This is a genomic window from Hafnia psychrotolerans (assembly GCF_014639435.1).
Lineage (GTDB): Bacteria > Pseudomonadota > Gammaproteobacteria > Enterobacterales > Enterobacteriaceae > Ewingella > Ewingella psychrotolerans.
The window spans coordinates 185599-206623 of sequence record NZ_BMFZ01000002.1; the positions used below are offsets into that span (position 1 = coordinate 185599).

General features: G+C 55.4%; 20 protein-coding genes. 13 read left to right on the forward strand and 7 right to left on the reverse strand.

Translation table 11 applies throughout. The features are described 5' to 3' along the window. Positions 1–287 precede the first annotated feature (287 nt). Positions 288–1085, forward strand: a complete 798-nt coding sequence (locus IEV89_RS04000) for a DUF1460 domain-containing protein (RefSeq protein WP_188471334.1) — start codon at positions 288–290, stop codon at positions 1083–1085. 194 nt (positions 1086–1279) lie between these two features. Here IEV89_RS04000 and flhA read toward each other — a convergent pair whose 3' ends face one another. The 7 genes from flhA to IEV89_RS21630 form a co-directional block, all read right to left on the reverse strand. After that, a complete protein-coding gene (gene flhA, locus IEV89_RS04005; RefSeq protein ID WP_188470666.1) occupies positions 1280–3376 on the reverse strand; it encodes a formate hydrogenlyase transcriptional activator FlhA in 2097 nt (698 codons plus the stop codon). 115 nt (positions 3377–3491) lie between these two features. Continuing rightward, positions 3492–4514: a hydrogenase expression/formation protein HypE gene (hypE, locus tag IEV89_RS04010; protein WP_188470669.1), complete on the reverse strand. Its 1023-nt coding sequence runs from the start codon at positions 4512–4514 to the stop codon at positions 3492–3494. Then, on the reverse strand, positions 4511–5665 hold the full coding sequence (gene hypD, locus IEV89_RS04015) for a hydrogenase formation protein HypD (RefSeq protein ID WP_188470671.1): 1155 nt from the start codon (positions 5663–5665) through the stop codon (positions 4511–4513). The genes hypE and hypD overlap by 4 nt, the downstream gene beginning before the upstream one ends. After that, a complete protein-coding gene (locus IEV89_RS04020) occupies positions 5665–5958 on the reverse strand; it encodes a HypC/HybG/HupF family hydrogenase formation chaperone (protein ID WP_188470673.1) in 294 nt (97 codons plus the stop codon). The genes hypD and IEV89_RS04020 overlap by 1 nt, the downstream gene beginning before the upstream one ends. Then, complete coding sequence (gene hypB / locus IEV89_RS04025) at positions 5949–6743, reverse strand: hydrogenase nickel incorporation protein HypB (protein ID WP_188470675.1); 795 nt, start codon at positions 6741–6743, stop codon at positions 5949–5951. Before hypB ends, IEV89_RS04020 begins: the two co-directional genes overlap by 10 nt. Before the next feature lie 29 nt (positions 6744–6772). Next, entirely contained in the window at positions 6773–7117 is a 345-nt protein-coding gene (hypA, locus tag IEV89_RS04030) for a hydrogenase maturation nickel metallochaperone HypA (protein WP_188470677.1), read from the reverse strand. Then, positions 7053–7265 carry a hypothetical protein gene (locus IEV89_RS21630; protein WP_229746393.1) on the reverse strand — a complete coding sequence of 71 codons (213 nt, stop codon included), beginning with the start codon at positions 7263–7265 and terminating at the stop codon, positions 7053–7055. The genes hypA and IEV89_RS21630 overlap by 65 nt, the downstream gene beginning before the upstream one ends. 186 nt (positions 7266–7451) lie before the next feature. On the opposite strand from IEV89_RS21630, the gene hycA reads away from it, so the two are divergent. The 12 genes from hycA to hypF all read left to right on the forward strand — a co-directional run bounded on the left by hycA (position 7452) and on the right by hypF (position 21016). Next, complete coding sequence (gene hycA, locus IEV89_RS04035; RefSeq protein ID WP_188470679.1) at positions 7452–7919, forward strand: formate hydrogenlyase regulator HycA; 468 nt, start codon at positions 7452–7454, stop codon at positions 7917–7919. Positions 7920–8091: 172 nt separating this feature from the next. Further along, positions 8092–8712, forward strand: a complete 621-nt coding sequence (locus IEV89_RS04040; protein WP_188471336.1) for a 4Fe-4S dicluster domain-containing protein — start codon at positions 8092–8094, stop codon at positions 8710–8712. Further along, positions 8712–10616, forward strand: a complete 1905-nt coding sequence (locus IEV89_RS04045) for a proton-conducting transporter transmembrane domain-containing protein (protein WP_188471338.1) — start codon at positions 8712–8714, stop codon at positions 10614–10616. Before IEV89_RS04040 ends, IEV89_RS04045 begins: the two co-directional genes overlap by 1 nt. A gap of 10 nt (positions 10617–10626) precedes the next feature. Then, entirely contained in the window at positions 10627–11580 is a 954-nt protein-coding gene (locus IEV89_RS04050; protein WP_188470681.1) for a respiratory chain complex I subunit 1 family protein, read from the forward strand. A gap of 44 nt (positions 11581–11624) precedes the next feature. Beyond that, positions 11625–13349, forward strand: coding sequence for a hydrogenase large subunit (locus tag IEV89_RS04055; RefSeq protein ID WP_188470683.1), 1725 nt, complete (start codon positions 11625–11627; stop codon positions 13347–13349). 13 nt (positions 13350–13362) lie between these two features. Next, a complete protein-coding gene (locus tag IEV89_RS04060; RefSeq protein ID WP_188470685.1) occupies positions 13363–13920 on the forward strand; it encodes a formate hydrogenlyase complex iron-sulfur subunit in 558 nt (185 codons plus the stop codon). Then, positions 13917–14714, forward strand: a complete 798-nt coding sequence (locus IEV89_RS04065; RefSeq protein ID WP_188470687.1) for an NADH-quinone oxidoreductase subunit B family protein — start codon at positions 13917–13919, stop codon at positions 14712–14714. Before IEV89_RS04060 ends, IEV89_RS04065 begins: the two co-directional genes overlap by 4 nt. Continuing rightward, positions 14714–15193, forward strand: coding sequence for a formate hydrogenlyase maturation HycH family protein (locus tag IEV89_RS04070; RefSeq protein ID WP_188470689.1), 480 nt, complete (start codon positions 14714–14716; stop codon positions 15191–15193). The genes IEV89_RS04065 and IEV89_RS04070 overlap by 1 nt, the downstream gene beginning before the upstream one ends. Beyond that, the gene (hycI, locus tag IEV89_RS04075) at positions 15186–15671 is read left to right on the forward strand and encodes a hydrogenase maturation peptidase HycI (RefSeq protein WP_188470691.1); all 486 of its coding nucleotides are present in this window, start codon (positions 15186–15188) and stop codon (positions 15669–15671) included. Before IEV89_RS04070 ends, hycI begins: the two co-directional genes overlap by 8 nt. A gap of 225 nt (positions 15672–15896) precedes the next feature. Further along, entirely contained in the window at positions 15897–16442 is a 546-nt protein-coding gene (gene hydN / locus IEV89_RS04080) for an electron transport protein HydN (RefSeq protein WP_188470693.1), read from the forward strand. 23 nt (positions 16443–16465) lie between these two features. Then, positions 16466–18640, forward strand: coding sequence for a formate dehydrogenase subunit alpha (gene fdhF, locus IEV89_RS04085; RefSeq protein ID WP_188470695.1), 2175 nt, complete (start codon positions 16466–16468; stop codon positions 18638–18640). 54 nt (positions 18641–18694) lie between these two features. Next, a complete protein-coding gene (hypF, locus tag IEV89_RS04090; protein ID WP_188470697.1) occupies positions 18695–21016 on the forward strand; it encodes a carbamoyltransferase HypF in 2322 nt (773 codons plus the stop codon). Positions 21017–21025 lie beyond the last annotated feature (9 nt).

The window sequence follows — 21025 nt, forward strand, 5'->3', positions numbered from 1 at the left end:
TATTCTCACGGACAGATGATATGCCCCTGCTTAAGGGGCACTTACTCCCGGGTTGGCTTCTAATATTTTTAAACATCTCATCACTAAGGATATGGCAGCTATTTATCGCCGTTTTTCATAAAAGAATAACAGATTATTCAACATTAGAATGTTGTGACAACATTCACAAAAAAACATTATTTCCTGAGCCTACATTAACCGTTTATAAACCAATCTCTATTACTTATTTCAGCAAACAGCAATCTGATATTCTTAAACAGAAGGAGAAGAACTTATGGAGAAGGCAAATGAAAATACCTGTTGTATTACTGATGTCAGCCTGCTTGACTTCCTGCTCAGCAGGCGGGCAGAAATATCAGACTGAAATCGACGCATCTACTGCTGAAAAAGTGAATGAGATTATTCACACTCGCGTCATTCCAGCAAAGCACCAAAAACACGGTCTCATGATTGAGTCTGTATCGTCGGCATTCCTAGGTACACCATACCGTGCGGATACACTTATAGGCTCTCCAAATACCAAAGAAATTCTGGTTGCGGATTTTAATGGCGTCGACTGTTTTACTTTGATTGATTATGTTGCGGCACTGTCTCGCGCAAGCGATCAGAAAACGTTTCAGAATAACCTTGTCAAAACGCGATATGTTAACGGTCATGTTGACTATCTCAGCAGAAAGCATTTTTTCTCTGACTGGTTCGCCACCTCGCCCAGAAACGCTGTCGATGTGACCAGAGATGTCAGCCCCCATTACATCACCGTGAACAAAACGCTGAACAGCAAACCCGGAGGCGGTGAATACATTCCAGGTCTCGGTATTATTCCGCGTGTAATACATTATATTCCAGGTAATGCCGTAAACGAAAAGGTGCTTGATAAGCTTGATGCGGGCGATTTTATTGGCATATACACACCACTTAACGGGCTGGATGTTTCTCATGTTGGGATAGTGATAAAGCAAGGCGGAAAAGTGTGGTTCAGAAATGCATCCTCGCTTTCAAAAAATATGAAAGTTGTTGACTCACTGCTTATGGAATATGTGAGTTCAAAACCCGGGATTGTCGTTCTCCGCGAAGAGAGCAGTTAAATTAACGTAAGCTGATTGTGCCAGGCGTTATCACCGATGACCGGTTCAAAGCACTGCGTTATCTTGGGGTGCAGAATCGATTATCTCGCGCCTTACCTTCTGGACTCTCTGCCGGGATATTTTCCGGTAAGCCCCACCCCTGGCAGTATTTAACCGCCAGGGGTGTCGGCCGAAACAGTGTGTACATCAGCCAGTTAATGTGTGGCAATACCCAGCTTCTTCATCCGGGACAGCAACGTCGTACGCTTTAACCCAAGACGCTGCGCCGCACCGCGTGGTCCAGCGACAACGCCGTTGGTTTCTTTCAGCACCGCAATGATGCGGTCGCGTTCGTCGTCATCACTGAGGTGCGCAGCAGGTCCAGACCTCACCAGAGGCTCAACCACCGGCAAGGTCGTCAGCGGATAATTGAGCTCGGGAAGTTGCAGATCCAAAACAGTGCCACGGGTCAGCAGGACAGCGCGCTCAATGACATTCTCAAGTTCGCGCACGTTGCCTGGCCATGGCATCTGGCTTAGATGACGTAGTGTACTGGCCGGAATACTGTCGATGGTACGCTTCATGCGCTTTGCTATTTTATAGGTGAGAAATTTCACCAACTGGGGGATATCTTCCGGGCGTTCACGCAGTGGTGGAATGACAATCGGGAAAACGTTCAGTCGGTAAAACAGGTCACTGCGAAACTCTTTGTCAGCGACCATCTGCTGCAAATCGCGGTTAGTCGCCGCAATCATCCGCACGTTGACTGAAATCAGTTTGTTGCCACCCACCCTTTCAAATTCACGTTCCTGCAAGATACGCAACAGTTTGGGTTGCAGCTCAAGAGAAATTTCCCCCACCTCGTCGAGGAACAGTGTGCCTTTATCCGCCAGTTCGAAGCGCCCCATACGTTGTGCGGTCGCACCGGTAAATGAGCCTTTTTCATGGCCAAAGAGATCACTTTCCATCAGCCCGGCGGGCATAGCAGCGCAGTTCATTTTGACCATGCGCTGATCTCGGCGGTCGCCAAGATTGTGAATCGCGCGGGCGATCAGCTCTTTGCCGGTACCGGTTTCACCCAGGATCAGCACCGAACAGTCGCTTTTCGCCACGATCTCCACCTGTTTTAGCACCGCTGACATACTGGAACTGCGCCCAACAATGTCGCTAAAATCCGGGTTATTACTGTTGATCTGTTCAGTCAGATACAGATTCTCATGTTGAAGCTTTTCCTTCAGACTTTTGATTTCCTGATAGGCCAGCGCGTTATCGACCGCAATCGCAATGCGCTCAGCAATTTGCTGTAACACCCGCAGATTAGCCGAGTTGAAATTGTCCGGCTGGCACTGCGCCAGCTTCAGCACACCCAGCGTTTTATGCCCAAAGCGTAGCGGCAGTATGCACAGCGTTTTGGTTTGGTCCTGCCATAGCAGTTTGAACAGTGTGCTCTCTTCGCTCTCATCCTCTTTGGAAGGCTGTAGATTAGTCAGCAACATTTCGCCACTGGTCATCACCTCCCGTTCTAACGAACCGGCCAGCATCATGCGTGATTGCTCCCGCTCGGCGACGTGCATCTGTGGGTAATGCGTGGCGTAAACGCTAGCCTGTTCACTGTCTTTATCAGCATCGCACAGCACAATGCTAATGGCGTTGATATGGAAGAAATGATGAATAGTTTTCGCGATTTCGCCGGTCAGTTCGTCAAGATCCAGCTTGGAAAGTACCGCATTGGTGATATCCACCAGAATACGAAAGTCATCGCGTTCGTGGCGCAACAGAGATTGCTGAAACAACGCATTTTCGCGTAGCTGGATTTGTTCTACCGCGATGGCGGCCAGCATGCAGAGTTCGTGCAAACCGGCTTGATCGTCATCACTAAAAGGACGTGGGTGCTGACGGGTAAATTCGCAACCGCCAAGCAGACCGGAAGTGGCCAACAAAGGCACCAGGCAATAGTCCGTAAACGATGGGTACAGATTCAGCGCCGCCAATTGTGGGTAACGCAAGTTCAGCGCATCACTTCGCCAGACCTGCGTTTTGGGGTTGTTCCGTAGGGTATGTACCGGCCCGGTTGCCAGCAGCGTTTCATCTTCATAATTGATCGGCTGATGATGCGGATCGATACCGTAGAAACTAACGCGGTCGCTGTTGTTATCGAACAGCACCAGCGTGACGGCTTCGGCGATACCCGCGCTCTGCACCACCTGCATCAAGCTTTCCAGCAGTGATGCCATCGTCTGTTGCAGCAGCAGCACACGCGTCAGTTCCAGTAGTCCTTTATGTTTTGTGATGCTCATTGTGGCACTCGACATAGCATTCGCTCTGGATACTTTTTTTTCAGTAACATAGGTTTATTAGCAACCATTTCATCTAAAGGGCAATAACCCAAATTCTACCCCTTTTGTAGCAGACCATCCCCTGACGAGATCAACAAATCCGAGGTAACGGCTCCGCATGCGGCAACATCAACTGGCGGATGACGCCCAGGGCACCGCGTAAACACACCTGCGGATGCTCGGTCACCTCGCCGATGGTGGCTGCATCAACCCCCAGAGGATGCTGGCGCAGAATGGCCAGCACGGCCTCTTCCACTTGCGCCGACACCACCACAACCAGTTTGCCTTCGTTGGCAAAATTTAACGGTTCCAGCCCCAGTAGCTCGCAGATCCCGCGTACCGCCGGTTTTACCGGTAAGGCATTTTCGTCGATGCAAATCCCAAGACCGCTGGCTTCGCTGAACTCGTGCAGAATGGCATTCACCCCACCGCGCGTGGCGTCGCGCAACGCATGCACGCCGGAAAGCGCCCGTAGCGGCGCAACCATCGGTGCCAGTACGGCGCAGTCGCTTCCCACACCAAGATCCATACCCAGTTGTTCGCGCAGATTGAGGATCACCGCGCCGTGATCGCCGAGCGTACCGCTGACGATCACTTTGTCACCGGCCTGAATCATTTTCGCCCCCCACCTCACCGCCGTCGGGATCACGCCGATTCCCGCTGTGTTGATGAAGATTTTATCTGCCCCACCACGCTGAACCACTTTGGTATCGCCAGTCACAATAGCTATGCCCGCTTCCCGCGCGGTTTGCGCCATCGCACTGACAATTGTCTGCAAGTCACTCAGCGGTAAACCCTCTTCGAGAATAAATCCGCAGGAAAGATAAGCTGGCGTCGCGCCGCTGACCGCCAGATCGTTGGCCGTGCCGCACACCGCCAGTGTCCCGATGTTGCCGCCGGGGAAGAAAATCGGATCGATAACATAGCTATCGGTGGTAAACGCCAGGCGATCGCCCTGACGGCTGAGATCAGCCAAACTAAGCCGCGCACCATCTTCGCGTTCATTCAGCCACGGGTTGTCGAATGCGCTGAGAAACATCCGCTCGATCATCTGTTGCATTGCCCGACCGCCACTGCCGTGCGCCATCGTGATGACTTCATTGCGATCGCTCATCCTGTTACCTTCTGTTTCTCTTGATTTTGTACTGGTTGAGTTTCCTGATACCGGTACTGATACCACGCCGCACAAGCGCCTTCGGAAGACACCATGAGTGCGCCGAAGGCATTGTGCGGTGTACAACCGGTGCCAAACAGCGGGCACTGATGCGGTTTGCAACGCCCGGTCAGCACTTCGCCGCAACGTGCACGCGGGTCGTCAGCGACCGATTGCGCCTGCGGGCTGTAGCGCCGTTCAGCATCAAAGGCCGCATAAGCTGTGGTCAACGAAATCCCTGAGTCTTCAATCAGCCCCAGACCGCGCCATTCGCTGCTGCCGGAAAGCGCAAACACATCACGGATTGCGTCCTGTGCCAGCAGGTTACCTTCTTCCGGCACGACCCGACGATATTGGTTTTCCGTTTTACATGATGCCTCGCAAACTTGGTCCACCAGCATCAAAACGCTTTGCAACATATCCAGCGGCTCAAAGCCGCTTATCACCAGCGGTTTGCCGAACTGTTCATTAATGAAGTGATAAGGCGAGGTGCCGATGACCATGCTCACGTGGCCAGGCGCAAGAAATGCGTCGATGCGCACGTCGTCTTGCTGCAGCAGGCTGCGCAACGTCGGGATCAGGCTGATGTGCTGGCAGAACACGCTGAAATTCGTCAGGCTTTCGCGACGCGCCTGTTGCAGCGTGACGGCCGTCACCGGCAGCGTGGTCTCAAAACCGAGGGCAAAAAACACCACGCTGCGCTGCGGGTTTTCACGCGCCAGTTTCAACGCATCGAGCGGGGAATAGACCACACGGATATCCGCGCCGCGTTCGCGTGCCTGCAGCAGCGAACCCTGCTTTCCAGGCACCCGCAGCGCATCACCAAAAGTGCAGAAAATCACCTCCGGATGCGCGGCGATTTCACAGCAAGCGTCGATACGCCCCATCGGTAAAACGCAAACCGGGCAGCCCGGCCCGTGGATAAATTCCAACTGCGGCGGCAGCAATTTATCCAGTCCGAATTTGAAAATAGCATGCGTGTGGCCGCCACAGACTTCCATTATCTGCATCGGTTTTTCTGCGGTATAGGGCAATTTTGCCGCTCGCTGATGCAACCGTTCAATCAGTATTTTGGCCAGTTTGGGATCACGAAATTCATCAACAAAAAGCATTATCTCGTCTCTCCTTTGCCGAGGAACATCGCGACGTCGGCTTCGACTTCAGCCATCGCGTGCAGCGCCGCCAGCGTTTCTCTGGCCTCCTGTTCATCAAGTTTACTGAGTGCAAAACCGACGTGAATCAGCACCCAGCAACCGATCAACGCTTCACGACTCGCATCATGCTCTTTATTTCCACACACCAATGCGATATTGACTTCACGCCGCATTCCGCAGACTTCGGCCCAAGCGTGATCGGGCTGCTGTTCGTGTAGCGCGATGATTTGTCCCGGAATACCTATACACATTGTTGCTGCTCCAGCCACGTCAGCCACGGTTCCATCCCCTCGCCGGTCGTCGCCGAGAGCTGAATCACTTCAATGTCAGGATTGACCTGACGCGCATTGGCAATGCAGGTGTCGACGTCAAAATTGACGTACGGCAGCAGATCAATTTTGTTGAGGATCATCAAGTGGGAAGCCGCAAACATATGCGGGTATTTCAGCGGCTTATCTTCGCCCTCGGTGACGGAAAGTACAGCGACTTTATGACGTTCACCGAGATCGAAACTGGCCGGACACACCAGATTGCCGACATTTTCGATAAACAGCAGGCTGTTGTTTTTCGGTGCCAACTGATGTACCGCATCGTGAACCATCTGCGCATCAAGATGACAGCCTTTGCCAGTATTCACCTGAATCGCCGGCACGCCCGTCGCGCGGATACGGTCGGCATCGTTGGTGGTTTGCTGATCACCTTCCACCACTGCGCAATCGAATTGCGGCGCAAGACGGGTCAGCGTACTGGTCAGTAGCGTTGTTTTGCCTGAACCGGGGCTGGACACCAGATTCAGGGCCAGAATCGACGCCTGCGCAAAATGCTCGCGGTTATGGGCGGCGATATGATTGTTTTTCGCCAGCACATCCATTTCGATATCAACCAGCCGACGCGGTGCAAACGGCAGGCCGTGCGAATGATCGTGAGTGTGAGGATGAGTATGCGAGGAAGCGTCGTGAGGATGATGATGAGAATGTTCGCTGCTAACGCCTTCAATCCGAAGTTCGCCGCTGGCACAACCACAAGTACTGCACATAGTTTTCTCCCCAGGCAAATGAACGCCCGTTATTCGATTTCAATACGTTTAATTTTCATACCATCGTCTGCAATCACTCGCACATTGCGGCCACCGCACTGTGGGCAAAGCAACACGCCGGGGCTGAGTAAGTGAATATCCTGCCGACAGTCGTAGCACCAGCTTTCGGCTGCGGGCGTGTCAAGATGCAGCTCGCAGCCTTCAGCCAGCGTTTGGCGACAGACCAGGTCGAAGCAGAATTTCAACGCCTCCGGCTCGACGCAGGAAAATGCGCCGACTTCCATCCACACCGCCGTAATTCGCCGGGCATTATTTTGCTGCCCAAACTCTTGCATTATTTCCACCGCATTCTGACAAAATGTTATTTCGTGCATTATTTCCGCTCTCATTGGAGGCCAATAAATAAATGATTGCAATATCAATGCCAGAACTTAAACACGGATTAAAAACGAGTTCACTCAATTGGAAATAAAGCAGCGATAGTTTCCCGTCATATGTGTCGAAATAATCTGTCGTCGACATGTCGATATTTCCCGGCAACGGGAGCTGGAATCACAAGAAAAATGTAATACATTGATTTTAAGACACTTAAAAAAAACGCTTACACCTGGCACGCTTTATGCGAATAGAGCCTTATGCGCCCTATTTTCGTCGTCATCTGACCTGTCGAAATGGCACCCATAAAGAACTCAACAACGGGTAATCACCATGAGCACTCTCAGCGAACTGACCAGTAAAGCGGATTACATTGCCAGTAAAAACAATCATCTGAAATCACAGTGGCACAGCTATAAGAACAGCCTGGTTCAGGCGATCACCACATCAAATAAGAAAGTAAATCATGAGTTTATCTGTAGCGAAGAGCAGGATATTCGCTTCATGTTATTTAACCATTTTGCAGTTAGCATTCATTTGAGTGACGATTTCTACAGTCAGGATGTTGTCTACAGTCTGAATATGGCACCCGCCAGCGAAACGTCGGTGTTCAGAACCTTTGCCCACGCCAAACTAAGTGAAGATGGGCTTCTCGACGGCACCGTCGACATCCGCGACAAAATGGCCGTACAAGACCATTACCTGAATAAAATCTCCGCTATTTATCAGTGTTTGTTTGATTCTTTACATAACAACCAACCCATTCAACCGCAATTAGAGAAATTACTTCTTCAGGACTGAGTTTCAACCTGAAATTATTTTTACGGCATCCCGAAAATAAGCACCACGGCTACTGAACTGCCGTTTTATCTATGGGATTAATTCCGACAGAAGTGTCGAAATGTCATGTTAAGTGCCGATTTCGTCATGTTTGACGAAATAGAAAGGAGTTTTCATGCGCGTTAAAGCGGCCATGAATCAATATGTGATAGCCGATGCGAAACTCTGCATCGGCTGCAATACCTGTATGGCCAGCTGTTCGCAAGAACATCTACGCTACGGCTTACAGTCTGCACCGCGTTTGCAGGTGATGCGTAACCGTCTGGATTCCGCGCCGGTGATGTGCCATCAGTGTGAAGATGCGCCCTGCGCGCAGGTGTGCCCGGTCAATGCGATCACCCGCGAGAACGGCGCTATTCATCTGAATGAAAGTCTGTGCGTAAGCTGCAAGCTGTGCGGCATCGCCTGCCCGTTCGGCGCAATCACTTTTTCCGGCAGCACGCCGGTGGATATCCCGCGCGACTGCAACACCTCAAAAGCCCTGCCTGCCCCGCGCGCACCGCGTGCGATCAGCGCGTTTCTCGACTGCGTTCCCGGCATCCGCGCCGTGGCGGTGAAGTGCGATTTATGCAGCTTCAGCCCGGATGGCCCGGCGTGTATCACTACCTGCCCGACGCAGGCCATTAGATTGGTCACCGCCGGTCTGTCTGAACACGCCAGCCAGCAAAAACGCCTGAATGCCATGAACGTTTTTCCGGCCGACCTTCCGGTCGAACTGCCCCCCTTTACCGCACCTGACACGGAGGAAAAATGATGACCCCATTGTTCACATTGACTCCGGCATCGCTGCTGGCGCTGGCGCTGATCCTCTGGCTGCTAAGCGGCATAGCCTGCTGGCTGGTGGCGGCTTCCGCCCGCCTGAGCAGCCTGATCTCCGGCGCGGGCAGCATGCTGGCCTCACTCGCGGTCATCACCGCCGCATTGCAGATTCTGCACAGCGGGCCAGCACAGCGCATCACCTTACCGGTGCTTGCCTATACCGCTGAGTTCAGTGTACTGAACGGCTTGCTGCTGCTGGCGATGTCAGTCCCGGCACTGTTTTGCAGCCTGTATGCCTGCGCATGGCTCAAGCGTGTGGACCGCCGCAAACGTGCGCACACCGGCCTGTGGTGTAACCTGCTCATGGCCGCACTGACGGCATCGGCGGTGTCTGCCAATGCCACTGAACTGATTTTGATGATGGAAATGGCGGCGCTGTGCGCCTATTTCCTGATCGTGCAAACCGACGAGGTGAAAAGCCGTCGCGCCGGTCTGAATCAGTTTTTGTGTGGTCGTCTCGGCACGCTGTGCCTGATTCTGGCCTTTGCGCTGCTGCATCACGCCAGCGGGAGTGTGAATTTTGAGGTCTTGCGCCATACAGAATTCACCGCAGGCGTGAAATCTGTCGCCTTTCTCTTGGCGCTGACCGGTTTTGGGCTGTACGCCGGGATCATTCCGCTGCACGCCTGGGTGCCGCAATCGCATTCCAGCGCACCGGCCCATGCCGCGGCGCTGTTCTCTTCCGCCCTCATGAAAATGGGCATCCTGGGTGTCATAAAAGTCGGTCTGGATCTGCTCGGCGCACCGCCACTTTGGTGGGGCCTGGTGGTGTTACTCCTGGCGATCCTGACCGCGTTTATCGGTGGACTGTACGCACTGATGGAGCACGATATCCGCCGTCTGCTGGCGTATCACACGCTGGAAAACATCGGAATTATCCTGCTCGGCGTGGGCGGTGCAATGGTCGGCGTGGCGTTGAATCTGCCGATGCTGGCTTCTCTCGCGCTGCTGGCCGGTTTGTTCCATCTGTTCAACCACGGCCTGTTCAAAACCGCACTGTTCCTCGGTGCCGGTGAAGTCGAAATGCAGACCGGGATAAAGGATATGGAAAAACTCGGCGGCATTGCCCGGCTGATGCCGTGGACCGCTGTGGCGATGCTGATTGCCCTGATGTCGATGGCAGCGCTGCCACCGCTGAACGGCTTCGCCAGTGAATGGCTGCTGTATCAGTCACTGTTCCAGCTCAGTAACAGTCATGTGTTGATTGCGCGTCTGCTCGGGCCACTGCTGGCGGTCGGTCTGGCGCTGACCGGTGCGCTGGCGCTGATGTGTATTGCCAAAGTGTTCGGTGTGACCTTCCTCGGCGCACCGCGCAGTCAGGCCGCTGCAAACGCCACACCGGCACCGCTGCCGATGACACTAAGCAGCGTGCTGCTGGCACTTTTATGCGTCATTTTCGGTATCGCATCACCCTGGGTAATCCCGCATTTCTCCGCCGTGGCGACTTCGCTACTCAATGCGCCGCTTATGCCGTTTGCCTCTCACGACACAGTGGTTTCCGGTATCGCTGGCGTCTCCGCGCCGATGATTGCCCTGTTGCTGCTTGGTATGCCGATCTTACCCTGGCTGATTGCCAGCCTATTGCGAGGCAACCGCCTGCCCAATCGTCTGCGCGGCGACGCCTGGGCCTGCGGCTATGGTCATTCTCCTGACATGGTGGTGACCGCCACCGGTTTTGCCCAGCCGCTGCGTGTGATGTTTGCGCCGCTGTACCGTCTGCGAGTGTGCGCGACGCCTGCCGCACTGGTGGCCTCGCTGCATCAGGGCTGGCTCGGGGCGTTCTGCCGTCGTCTGGCTTTCATCGAACTGGCCGTGTTGCTGGTCGTGGCTTTCGCCTGAGGAACTGACTATGAATTTTCCCGTTTTGATGAGTAACGCGCTGTGGCCGCTGGCGCTGATTCAGGCCATTGCGCTGCTGGCCGTTGCGCCGCTGTTTGCCGGTTTCAGCCGCGTGATGCGCGCCAGAATGCACAACCGGCAAGGGCCGGGCGTGTTACAGGAATATCGCGACATGGCCAAATTACTGAAACGGCAAAGTGTCGCTCCGGCGGCATCCGGCGCGGCGTTTCGCAGTATGCCGTATCTGCTGACCGGCGGATTACTGGTGATTGCGACTGCCCTGCCGATGGTCACGCTGGCATCGCCGATGGGTGCCGCCGGGGATCTGATCACCGTCATTTATCTGTTCGCCGTGGTGCGCTTCGTGTTCGCCATCGCGGGTTTGGATACGGGCAGTCCGTTCACCGGCATCGGTGCCAGCCGCGAAGCGGTGCTCGGGGTATTGGTCGAGCCAATTTTGCTGCTTGGCCTGTGGGTCGCGGCGCTGGTGGCCGGTTCAACGTCACTCGGCGCAATCGCTGACTGCGTGCGTCACTGGCCGGTGTCCTCTTCCTTAACGCTGATCCTGGCCGGTCTGGCTTGCGCGTTTGCCACCTATATCGAAATGGGCAAGCTGCCGTTTGATATGGCGGAAGCCGAACAGGAATTGCAGGAAGGCCCGCTGACCGAATATTCCGGCGCGGCATTGGGTGTGCTGAAAATGGGTATCAGCCTGAAGCAGCTGGTGGTGTTACAGCTGTTCCTCGGTCTTTTTTTCCCGTTCGGGCTGGCTCAACACATCACGCCGCTGAACCTGCTGATCGCCGTGGTGTTGTGCCTGCTGAAACTTCTAATCGCCGTTTTTCTGGTGGCGCTGGTCGAAAACAGCGTCGCCCGTCTGCGCTTTCTTAAAACCTCCCGCACGACCTGGGCGGGCTTTGGGCTGGCGTTTCTGGCGCTGGTGTCCTGGCTGGTCGCTGGCTGACCTGACATTTTTCTTGTCCCGCTGCGGCGGGAAGAGGCTTTGTAATGAGTAATTTCAATACTGCGTTAAACCAAAATCCGGTCGGCAAACATTATCTGGCCGCGCTGGCGAAGCAGTTTCCGTCGGCAATATTAGGCAGCGAATGGCAGACCGACACGCAGGCAACCGTGACCATCAAACTGAACGCGTTGCCGGAAGTGGTCGAGTGGCTGTACTACCAGCAGGGCGGCTGGCTGTCGGTGCTGTTCGGCAATGATGAACGCACGCTGTGCGGCAATTACGCGTTGTATTACGTGCTGTCGATGGAGCAAGGCGTGAAGTGCTGGATCACGGTGCGCACCGAAGTGGATCCGATTTCGCTGGAGTTCCCTTCTGTGACCCCACGCGTGCCCGCCGCCGTCTGGGGCGAACGCGAAGTCCGGGATATGTACGGTCTGCGCCCGGTCGGATTGCCGGACGAACGCCGTCTGGTACTGCCCGATGACTGGCCTGACGATTTATATCCGTTGCGTAAAGATTCGATGGATTATCGCCAGCGCCCCGCGCCAACGACCGATGAAGAAACCTACCCGTTTATTTCCGAGGCCAAAGAAGGCAGCAAAATCGTGCCGATTGGCCCGCTGCACGTCACGTCTGACGAACCCGGACATTTCCGTCTGTTCGTCGACGGCGAAGACATTATCGATGCCGACTACCGCCTGTTCTACGTCCATCGCGGCATGGAAAAACTGGCCGAAACCCGCATGGGTTACAACGAAGTGACCTTCCTGTCAGACCGCGTCTGCGGTATCTGCGGCTTTACGCACAGCGTGGCCTACACCTCGTCGGTGGAAAATGCGATGGGGATCGTGGTGCCGGAACGTGCGCAGATGATCCGCTCGATTCTGCTGGAAGTTGAACGCCTGCACAGCCACTTGCTGAACCTCGGGCTGGCCTGTCATTTCGTCGGCTTTGATTCCGGCTTTATGCAGTTTTTCCGCGTGCGCGAGCAGTCCATGAAAATGGCTGAAATCCTCACCGGCGCGCGTAAAACCTACGGCATGAATCTGATTGGCGGTATGCGTCGCGACATCCTAAAAGAGGACATGATCGCCACCATCGCGTTGGCAGGCAGCATGCGCCGTGACCTGCATGAACTGGTGGATATTCTGCTCAGCACGCCGAATACCGAACAACGCAGCGTCGGGGTCGGCATTCTGGATCCACAGGTGGCGCGCGATTTCAGCAACGTCGGTCCGATGGTGCGCGGCAGCGGCCACCGCCGCGATATGCGCCAGGATCATCCTTACGCCGGGTACGCCAAGCTGCCGTTTGAAATTTGCAGCGAAACCGGTAACGACGTCTATTCCCGCCTGAAAGTCCGCATCCACGAAGTCTTTAATTCGCTGAACATGATCGAGTTCGGCCTGCAAAGCTTGCCAGGCGGCCCGCTGGCAGTCGAGGGCTTCAATTATATTCCGCACCGTTTTGCGCTGGGTTTTGCCGAAGCGCCGCGCGGCGATGACATTCACTGGAGCATGACCGGTGATAACCAGAAGCTATTTCGCTGGCGCTGCCGTGCGGCAACCTACGCCAACTGGCCGACGCTACGCTACATGCTGCGCGGCAATACCGTGTCCGACGCACCGCTGATCATCGGCAGCCTTGATCCCTGTTATTCCTGCACCGACCGCATGACGGTGGTCGATGTCCGCAAGAAAACGACCCTCGTCGTGCCCTACAAAGAGATCGAACGTTACGGCATTGAACGCAAAAACTCGCCGCTTTAAGGAACGGCTCATCATGCTGAAATTGATTAAAAAAGTGCTAAAAACCGGCACGGCAACGGTGGCCTATCCGTTTAAACCGCTGGATCTGGCGCCGAATTTTCGCGGCAAACCGCAATATAACGCGCAGCAGTGTATCGCCTGCGGTGCCTGCGCCAATGCCTGCCCATCCAATGCGTTGACCATGACCACGGCAGAAGACGGCGAAAGTATTCGCTGGTCGCTATTTTTAGGCCGCTGCATTTTCTGCGCCCGCTGCGAGGAGGTCTGTCCGACGGCGGCAATCACGCTCTCACAGGAATTCGAGCTGGCGGTATGGCGCAAAGAGGACTTGTTCGAAACCGCCGATTTTCCCGTCTGCCACTGCCATGAATGCGGCAAGCCTTACGCCGTGCAAAAGGAAATCGATTTCGCGCTCAGCCTGTTACAGGAGAACGGCGCACTGAGTGACCAGCAAATCGACGACCGCCGGGCGCAGTATGAGACCTGCCCGGCCTGCAAAAAACTGCACTGTCTTTCATCCACCGACCGGATTGATATCGGCCGTCATATGACCACGGAGGCGCAGTCATGAGCCAGACACTGATCGGCCCGCGTGACGGAAATGGCCTGCCGGTGCCCGTCACTGTTGACGAGAGCATCGCCAAATTAAAATCGACCTTACTCACCAGCATCCGCCGCTCTGCCTACGTATACCGTGTGGACTGCGGCGGCTGCAACGGTTGCGAAATTGAAATTTTCGCCGCGATTTCACCCCTGTTCGATGCCGAGCGCTTTGGTATCAAAGTCGTGCCATCACCGCGTCACGCCGACATTCTGCTGTTCACCGGTGCCGTCACCCGCGCCATGCGCGTCCCCGCGCTGCGTGCCTGGGATTCTGCACCGGATCCGAAAATCTGTATTTCCTACGGTGCCTGTGGCAATAGCGGCGGCATCTTCCACGACCTGTATTGCGTGTGGGGCGGCACCGACAAAATCGTGCCGGTCGACGTGTACATCCCGGGCTGCCCGCCGACACCCGCCGCCACGATTTACGGTTTTGCGATGGCGCTGGGCCTGCTCGATCAGAAAATCAAAGGTCAACAGCACGATGATGCCGCGATGCTTCCGGCGTCACTATTGCACCCCGATTTGCCGCAGCCGCTGCGCGTGTTGCTCGACCGCGAAGCGCGGCGCATGGCCGGTTACCGCTATGGCCGCCAGATTGCCGACCGGTTTATGCAACTGGTCGCCGCGCCCGGCCCGCAAGCGGTGGAACAGCGCGTGGCGGCGTATCTCGATGAACAAGGGGATATGCGGCTCAACGAAATTGTCGGCAACCTGCAACAGATTTACCAGCAGGTGCTGCGTGGGGAGGTTCATCTGTGATGACGTCAGCCAACGACCAGCGTTATGCCCGGCATCAGAAGCCCGCGGGCAGCCCGTACGATAAAAACAAAGTGATTTTCTACTCGCTGAGTAGCAAGTTTGTCGATGAGAAAAGCGCGCAGAAACGCAGCTCGCAAAAGGTAAAGGAAGTGATTTATTACAGTCTGGCGATCGGCCATCACCTTGGCGTGATCGACTGTCTGACATCCCGGCTCGAATGCCCCCTCGAGGGCTACCGGCAATGGATAGATTGCCTGCCGGAAAACAGCGAGGCGCGCCGCAAACTGGCCGGTGTGCAGCGCTTTGGCGAAATTAATATCGACCGCAGTCACACGCACTGTCTGGCGCTGGCGCTGCGCGATGCCCGCCCGCAGATGAACATGCAGCAACAGGGCTGGAGCGAACAGCTGATTGCCTTGCTCCAGCAAATCGAAAACGACCCCGCCATGTACCTGATGGTCAGGAGATACGATGCCTGATTTACCTTCCCACTATGCCCTGCTGTGCGTCGGCAACAGCATGATGGGTGACGACGGTGCCGGCCCGAGGCTGGCAGAACGGTGCGCTGAACAGCCGCTGAACGACTGGACCGTGGTGGACGGCGGCGCCGCGCCGGAAAACGACATCGGTTTTCTACGCGCACTGCGCCCCGACCACCTGGTGATTGTCGATGCCACCGACATGGGGCTGGCACCCGGCGAAATGAGGATTATCGACGAAAATGACATCGGCGAGATGTTCATGATGACCACCCATAACCTGCCGCTGACGTTTTTAATCCAGCAACTGCGGGAGGACATCCCGAACATCACGTTTGTCGGCATCCAGCCGGATGTCGTGGCGTTTTACTACCCGATGAGTCCGGTGGTTGAACAGGCGGTTTGCCGTTTGCATCAGCTTTTGCCGCAGCTTCAAACCGGGCTGGGTATCGCCCCTTATGTGGCCGAAATGGCCTGACATCGGTTTTCGACACAACTGTCGAGGCGGTGACGACGCGGGCATGACGTCAGCGACGAATGTCGTCACTGTAAGAAACACATATCCTAACCTGATGAATAACATCGACAAAAATAAACACACAGAACTGGCATGGTTTATGTATAGCCAGTTACTGCAAACATTAAACCACCCTATTTCAATCCAAGGCGTCGTCAATGACGAAAGGGATTTGGAGACAAAAACATGAACCGGTTCATCATCGCCGATCCAAAAAAATGCATCGGCTGCCGTACCTGTGAGATTGCCTGTGTGATGGCCCACAGTGAATCGCAGGATATCTCTCTACTCAACGCCGCCACGTTTGCGCCGCGTTTGCATGTGATCAAAGGCGTTAATCTCAGTACCGCCGTCATGTGCCGCCAGTGTGAGGATGCGCCCTGCGCTAACGTTTGTCCGAACGGGGCTATCAGCCGCGTCGGTGACCGCGTTCAAGTCATGCAGGAGCGCTGCATTGGCTGCAAAACCTGCGTCGTTGCCTGCCCTTACGGCGCGATGGAAGTCGTCACTAAACCAATCTTCCGCCAGAACGGCGCGGCCATGACCGCGACCTCTGACAAAGCCGAAGCGCATAAATGCGACCTGTGCCACGCCCGGCCAGCAGGACCTGCCTGTATGGAAATCTGCCCGACCAAAGCCCTGTTCGCCATTGATCGTAATCACTTACAGGAAATGAACGCAGAAAAACGCCGCCGCGCTGCGCTCGATAGCACCTCTCCCCTGCTGTTTTAACCTCGAATAGAGGAAGGAAAAACATGAAAAAAGTCACCACTGTCTGCCCATACTGTGGGGCGGGATGCAAAATGAACCTGATTGTGGATAACGGAAAAATTATCCGCGCTGAAGCCGCCAATGGCGTCACTAATCAGGGCGAACTGTGCCTGAAAGGCTACTACGGCTGGGATTTCCTCAACGACACTAAACTGCTGACCCCGCGCCTGACGCAACCGCTGATCCGCCGTCAGAAAGGTGGAAAATTCGAGGCTGTCAGCTGGGATGAGGCCATCCGTTATACCGCGCAGCGCCTGAAAGAGATCAAACAAAAACACGGCCCGCGTTCGATTATGCATACGGGTTCTTCGCGTGGCACCGGTAATGAAACCAACTATGTCATGCAAAAATTCGCCCGTGCGGTGATCGGCACCAACAACGTCGACTGCTGCGCCCGCGTATGTCACGGCCCTTCGGTGGCCGGTTTGCAAGCGACGCTCGGCAACGGCGCGATGAGCAACTCCATCGGCGATATTGAGAATTCAAAATGTCTGCTGGTGATTGGCTATAACTGCGCCGATTCGCATCCGATCGTCGCCCGCCGCGTGATTAAAGCCAAAGAGAAAGGCGCGCAGATCATTGTCTGCGATCCGCGCCGCATCGAAACCGCCCGTATCGCCGATCAGCATCTGCAAATCAAAAACGGTTGCAACATGGCGCTGGTCAATGCGTTTGCCTATGTGCTGATCGAAGAAAATCTGTATGACCACGACTATGTCGCCAAATACACCGAAGGCTTCGACGAGTACCGTAAAAACGTTGCCGATTATTCGCCGGAAGCGGTCGCCGAGCAGACCGGCGTATCCGCTCAGCAAATTCGTCAGGCAATGCGGACTTACGCCGCTGCGCCTTCTGCCACGATCATGTGGGGCATGGGCGTGACGCAGTTTGGTCAGGCGGTGGACGTGGTGAAAGGTCTGGCGGGGCTGGCTTTGTTGACCGGTAATCTTGGCCGCGCCAACGTCGGCGTTGGGCCGGTGCGTGGCCAGAATAATGTGCAAGGTGCCTGTGATATGGGCGTACTGCCGAATGAATTTCCGGGGTATCAGTCAGTTACCGACCCGCAAGTCCGTGCGAAATTCGCGGATGCCTGGGGCATTGACGTCAATCAGATGGACCCAGAGATCGGCCTGCGCATCACAGAGATTCCGCATCTGGCAATCGAAGGCCATGTCAAAGCCTACTACATCATGGGTGAAGACCCGTTGCAGACAGAGGCCGATTTAAGTCTGGTACGCCAGGGTTTCGAGGCGCTGGAGTTTGTGGTGGTACAGGACATTTTCATGACCAAAACGGCCGAACAGGCCGATGTGATCCTGCCGGCTACCTCTTGGGGCGAGCACGGCGGCGTGTTTTCCTGCGCGGACCGTGGCTTCCAGCGATTCGAGAAAGCCATTGAGCCGAAGTACAACGTCAAACGCGACTGGGAAATCATCAGCCTGCTGGCGACCGAACTCGGTTATCCGATGCACTATAACGACAATCAGGAAATCTGGGACGAAATGCGCGAGCTATGCCCGCTGTTCTACGGCGTAACCTACGAAAAAATGGGTGCGCTTGGACATATCCAGTGGCCGTGTACCACGCTCGAAAGCCCGGGAACGCAGTACTTGTATCAGGATAATCACTTTGATACGCCAACCGGTAAAGGCCAGCTCTTTGCCGCGCCGTGGCGCGCACCGGCTGAAGTGCCGGACAGCGACTACCCGCTGGTGCTGTGCACCGTGCGTGAAGTCGGCCACTACTCCTGCCGCTCCATGACCGGTAATTGTGCCGCCCTGCAAACGCTGGCCGATGAACCTGGCTTCGTACAAATGCATCCGCAGGACGCGCAAGCGCTGGGTATTCGCGATCAGCAACTGGTGTGGGTCGCTTCACGCCGTGGCAAAGTCATTACACGCGCCAACTATAACGAGCGTATCAACATTGGCGCAGTCTATATGACCTATCAGTGGTGGATCGGTGCCTGCAATGAACTGACACAGGAAAATTTGGATCCCATCTCCAAAACACCGGAAACCAAATATTGCGCGGTCAATGTCAAGCAAATCGCCGATCAGCGCTGGGCAGAAAACTATGCCCAGCAAACTTACAGCGACATGAAAGCGCGCTTGCGCAGTGCCGTTGAAGATGTGATCCCGGTGGTTGAGGTCGGTTGATGGTATTGGCGCCTTCTTCTGACAGGAGAAGGCGCTTCTTAACAGGAATTATTTATGTCTGGTTTATTGATCCGCATCAGCGGCAAGGTTCAAGGCGTCGGTTTCCGGCCTTTTATCTGGCAACTGGCTGACCGGTTGCGGCTTCGCGGTGAGGTCTGTAACGACAGCGCTGGCGTAGAAATCAGACTACTTCAGCCGGTCGATATCGACATTTTCATCGAACAGTTACAGCACCACTGCCCGCCGCTGGCGCGCATCGACAACATAACCCTGGATGCTTTCGACTGGCAGAGTCCCCCGCAAAACTTCACCATTACCACCAGCCGTAAGAGCCAGATGAACACGCAGGTGGTTCCGGATGCCGCAACCTGCCCGGAGTGCCTGAAAGATATCAGTCAGCCCGGCGATCGTCGTTTCGGCTATGCCTTTACTAACTGTACCCATTGCGGCCCGCGTTTTACGCTGATCCGTTCAATGCCATACGACCGCCCTTTCACCAGCATGGCGGACTTTACGCTGTGCCCCGCGTGTCAGCAGGAGTATCAAAACCCCGCTGATCGGCGCTTTCACGCCCAGCCAGTCGCCTGCCCGCACTGCGGTCCACAGATCAGCGCCACCCAGCAAAATGGCGAGATAGTGGCACAGGACCGGTCAGCCATTGAACACGCGGTAACTGCGCTCCGTGCCGGAAAAATCGTCGCGATTAAAGGGTTGGGCGGTTTTCATCTGGCCTGCGATGCCACACATCAAGCTGCCGTCATGCGCCTGCGGGCACGTAAACATCGCCCGACAAAACCGCTGGCGGTGATGCTGCCGGATGTTCACTGGCTGGCACGGTGCAGTAATGAAAGTTCACAGTGCGTGCTGCGTGAAGTGTTGCAATCCGCCGCCGCGCCAATTGTGCTCACCGGCAAAAACGCGATGTCACCGCTGTGCGCAGCCATTGCACCGGAACTGGATGAAGTGGGGTTGATGTTACCTTTTACGCCGCTGCATCATTTGTTGATGCAAGCCTGCCAGACACCGCTGGTGATGACCTCTGGAAATGCCGCAGGTTGCGCACCGGCGTTAACTAACGCGGACGCACTGTATCAGCTCACGGGCATCGCCGATCTGTGGCTGCTGCACAACCGCGACATCGTCCAGCGCGCCGATGATTCACTGGTTCGCCTGACGCCGCAAGGTACCGAAGTATTACGTCGCGCCAGAGGTTATGTCCCCGATGCCTTGTCGCTACCGCCAGGTTTTATCGCCCAGCCGCCGTTACTGGCGCTCGGTGGCGATCTCAAAAATACTTTTTGTCTGGTGCGCGGTGGACAGGCTGTGCTCAGCGCACATTTTGGTTCTCTGGCACATCGGGATATTGCCCTGCAACAGCAGCAGGCCCAGGAACATTTTCAGCATCTTTATGGTTGCACGCCGCTCACCGTCGCCCGCGATGCACATCCCGCTTACCTCAGCCACATTCAGGCGAATAAACCCGGAATAAGAGTGGTGGATGTTCTGCACCACCACGCGCATATCGCTGCCTGCCTGGCAGAACACCGCTGGCCGCTGAACGGCGGCAAGGTCATCGGTTTGGCTCTGGATGGGCTGGGATATGGCATTTCTTCTGATAATAAAGCCGCACTGTGGGGCGGAGAATGCCTGCTGGTGGATTATCTGTACTGTCAGCATCTCGGCGGTTTACCGGCAGTCGCACTACCGGGTGGCGACCGTGCCGCACAAGAACCCTGGCGTAACCTGCTCGCACAGTGGATGGCGTTTGTGCCGCACTGGCAGCGTCTTCCAGAGGCCAAAGCGTTGCTTACACATGCGTGGCAGCCGCTGTCCAAAGCGATGACGGCAGGAATTAATTCGCCGCAAGCCTCTTCCTGCGGACGTTTGTTCGATGCCGTCGCGGCCGCACTGGGCTGCGCGCCAGAAACCCTGAGCTGGGAAGGTGAAGCCGCGTGCCGGCTCGAAGCGCTGGCGCAACAGGGTTCTGGCGTTAAACATCCGGTCACTCTGCCACTCCTTCACGCTTCCGACGGCACTTTTCTGGATTTGGCCCGGTTCTGGCAACAGTGGCTCAGTTGGCAAGCCGCTCCTGCTGCACGTGCCTTTGCCTTCCATGACGCGCTGGCTCAGGGGTTTGCTGCCCTCGCCCGCTATCACTGTGCGAAAACCGGTACCCGCACCGTCGTACTCAGCGGTGGCGTGCTGCATAACCGTTTACTGCGCCAACTTTTACACCGTGCTTTATTGCCACTGCACGTGCTGATGCCTCTTGACTATCCGGCAGGAGACGGTGGGCTGGCGCTGGGACAAGCGGTCATCGCTTGCGCCCGGTTGCAATGTGCTGCTGATATTAACCTGCCTCTGGTTTTAAATTGAAATAAGGAT

What these genes read in the sequence shown, in the direction of transcription:
- IEV89_RS04000 (WP_188471334.1), top strand. Translation starts at nt 288, where the DNA reads ATGAAAATACCTGTTGTATTACTGATGTCAGCCTGCTTGACTTCCTGC.
- flhA (WP_188470666.1), bottom strand. Translation starts at nt 3,376, where the DNA reads ATGTCGAGTGCCACAATGAGCATCACAAAACATAAAGGACTACTGGAA.
- hypE (WP_188470669.1), bottom strand. Translation starts at nt 4,514, where the DNA reads ATGAGCGATCGCAATGAAGTCATCACGATGGCGCACGGCAGTGGCGGT.
- hypD (WP_188470671.1), bottom strand. Translation starts at nt 5,665, where the DNA reads ATGCTTTTTGTTGATGAATTTCGTGATCCCAAACTGGCCAAAATACTG.
- IEV89_RS04020 (WP_188470673.1), bottom strand. Translation starts at nt 5,958, where the DNA reads ATGTGTATAGGTATTCCGGGACAAATCATCGCGCTACACGAACAGCAG.
- hypB (WP_188470675.1), bottom strand. Translation starts at nt 6,743, where the DNA reads ATGTGCAGTACTTGTGGTTGTGCCAGCGGCGAACTTCGGATTGAAGGC.
- hypA (WP_188470677.1), bottom strand. Translation starts at nt 7,117, where the DNA reads ATGCACGAAATAACATTTTGTCAGAATGCGGTGGAAATAATGCAAGAG.
- IEV89_RS21630 (WP_229746393.1), bottom strand. Translation starts at nt 7,265, where the DNA reads ATGTCGACGACAGATTATTTCGACACATATGACGGGAAACTATCGCTG.
- hycA (WP_188470679.1), top strand. Translation starts at nt 7,452, where the DNA reads ATGAGCACTCTCAGCGAACTGACCAGTAAAGCGGATTACATTGCCAGT.
- IEV89_RS04040 (WP_188471336.1), top strand. Translation starts at nt 8,092, where the DNA reads ATGAATCAATATGTGATAGCCGATGCGAAACTCTGCATCGGCTGCAAT.
- IEV89_RS04045 (WP_188471338.1), top strand. Translation starts at nt 8,712, where the DNA reads ATGACCCCATTGTTCACATTGACTCCGGCATCGCTGCTGGCGCTGGCG.
- IEV89_RS04050 (WP_188470681.1), top strand. Translation starts at nt 10,627, where the DNA reads ATGAATTTTCCCGTTTTGATGAGTAACGCGCTGTGGCCGCTGGCGCTG.
- IEV89_RS04055 (WP_188470683.1), top strand. Translation starts at nt 11,625, where the DNA reads ATGAGTAATTTCAATACTGCGTTAAACCAAAATCCGGTCGGCAAACAT.
- IEV89_RS04060 (WP_188470685.1), top strand. Translation starts at nt 13,363, where the DNA reads ATGCTGAAATTGATTAAAAAAGTGCTAAAAACCGGCACGGCAACGGTG.
- IEV89_RS04065 (WP_188470687.1), top strand. Translation starts at nt 13,917, where the DNA reads ATGAGCCAGACACTGATCGGCCCGCGTGACGGAAATGGCCTGCCGGTG.
- IEV89_RS04070 (WP_188470689.1), top strand. Translation starts at nt 14,714, where the DNA reads ATGACGTCAGCCAACGACCAGCGTTATGCCCGGCATCAGAAGCCCGCG.
- hycI (WP_188470691.1), top strand. Translation starts at nt 15,186, where the DNA reads ATGCCTGATTTACCTTCCCACTATGCCCTGCTGTGCGTCGGCAACAGC.
- hydN (WP_188470693.1), top strand. Translation starts at nt 15,897, where the DNA reads ATGAACCGGTTCATCATCGCCGATCCAAAAAAATGCATCGGCTGCCGT.
- fdhF (WP_188470695.1), top strand. Translation starts at nt 16,466, where the DNA reads ATGAAAAAAGTCACCACTGTCTGCCCATACTGTGGGGCGGGATGCAAA.
- hypF (WP_188470697.1), top strand. Translation starts at nt 18,695, where the DNA reads ATGTCTGGTTTATTGATCCGCATCAGCGGCAAGGTTCAAGGCGTCGGT.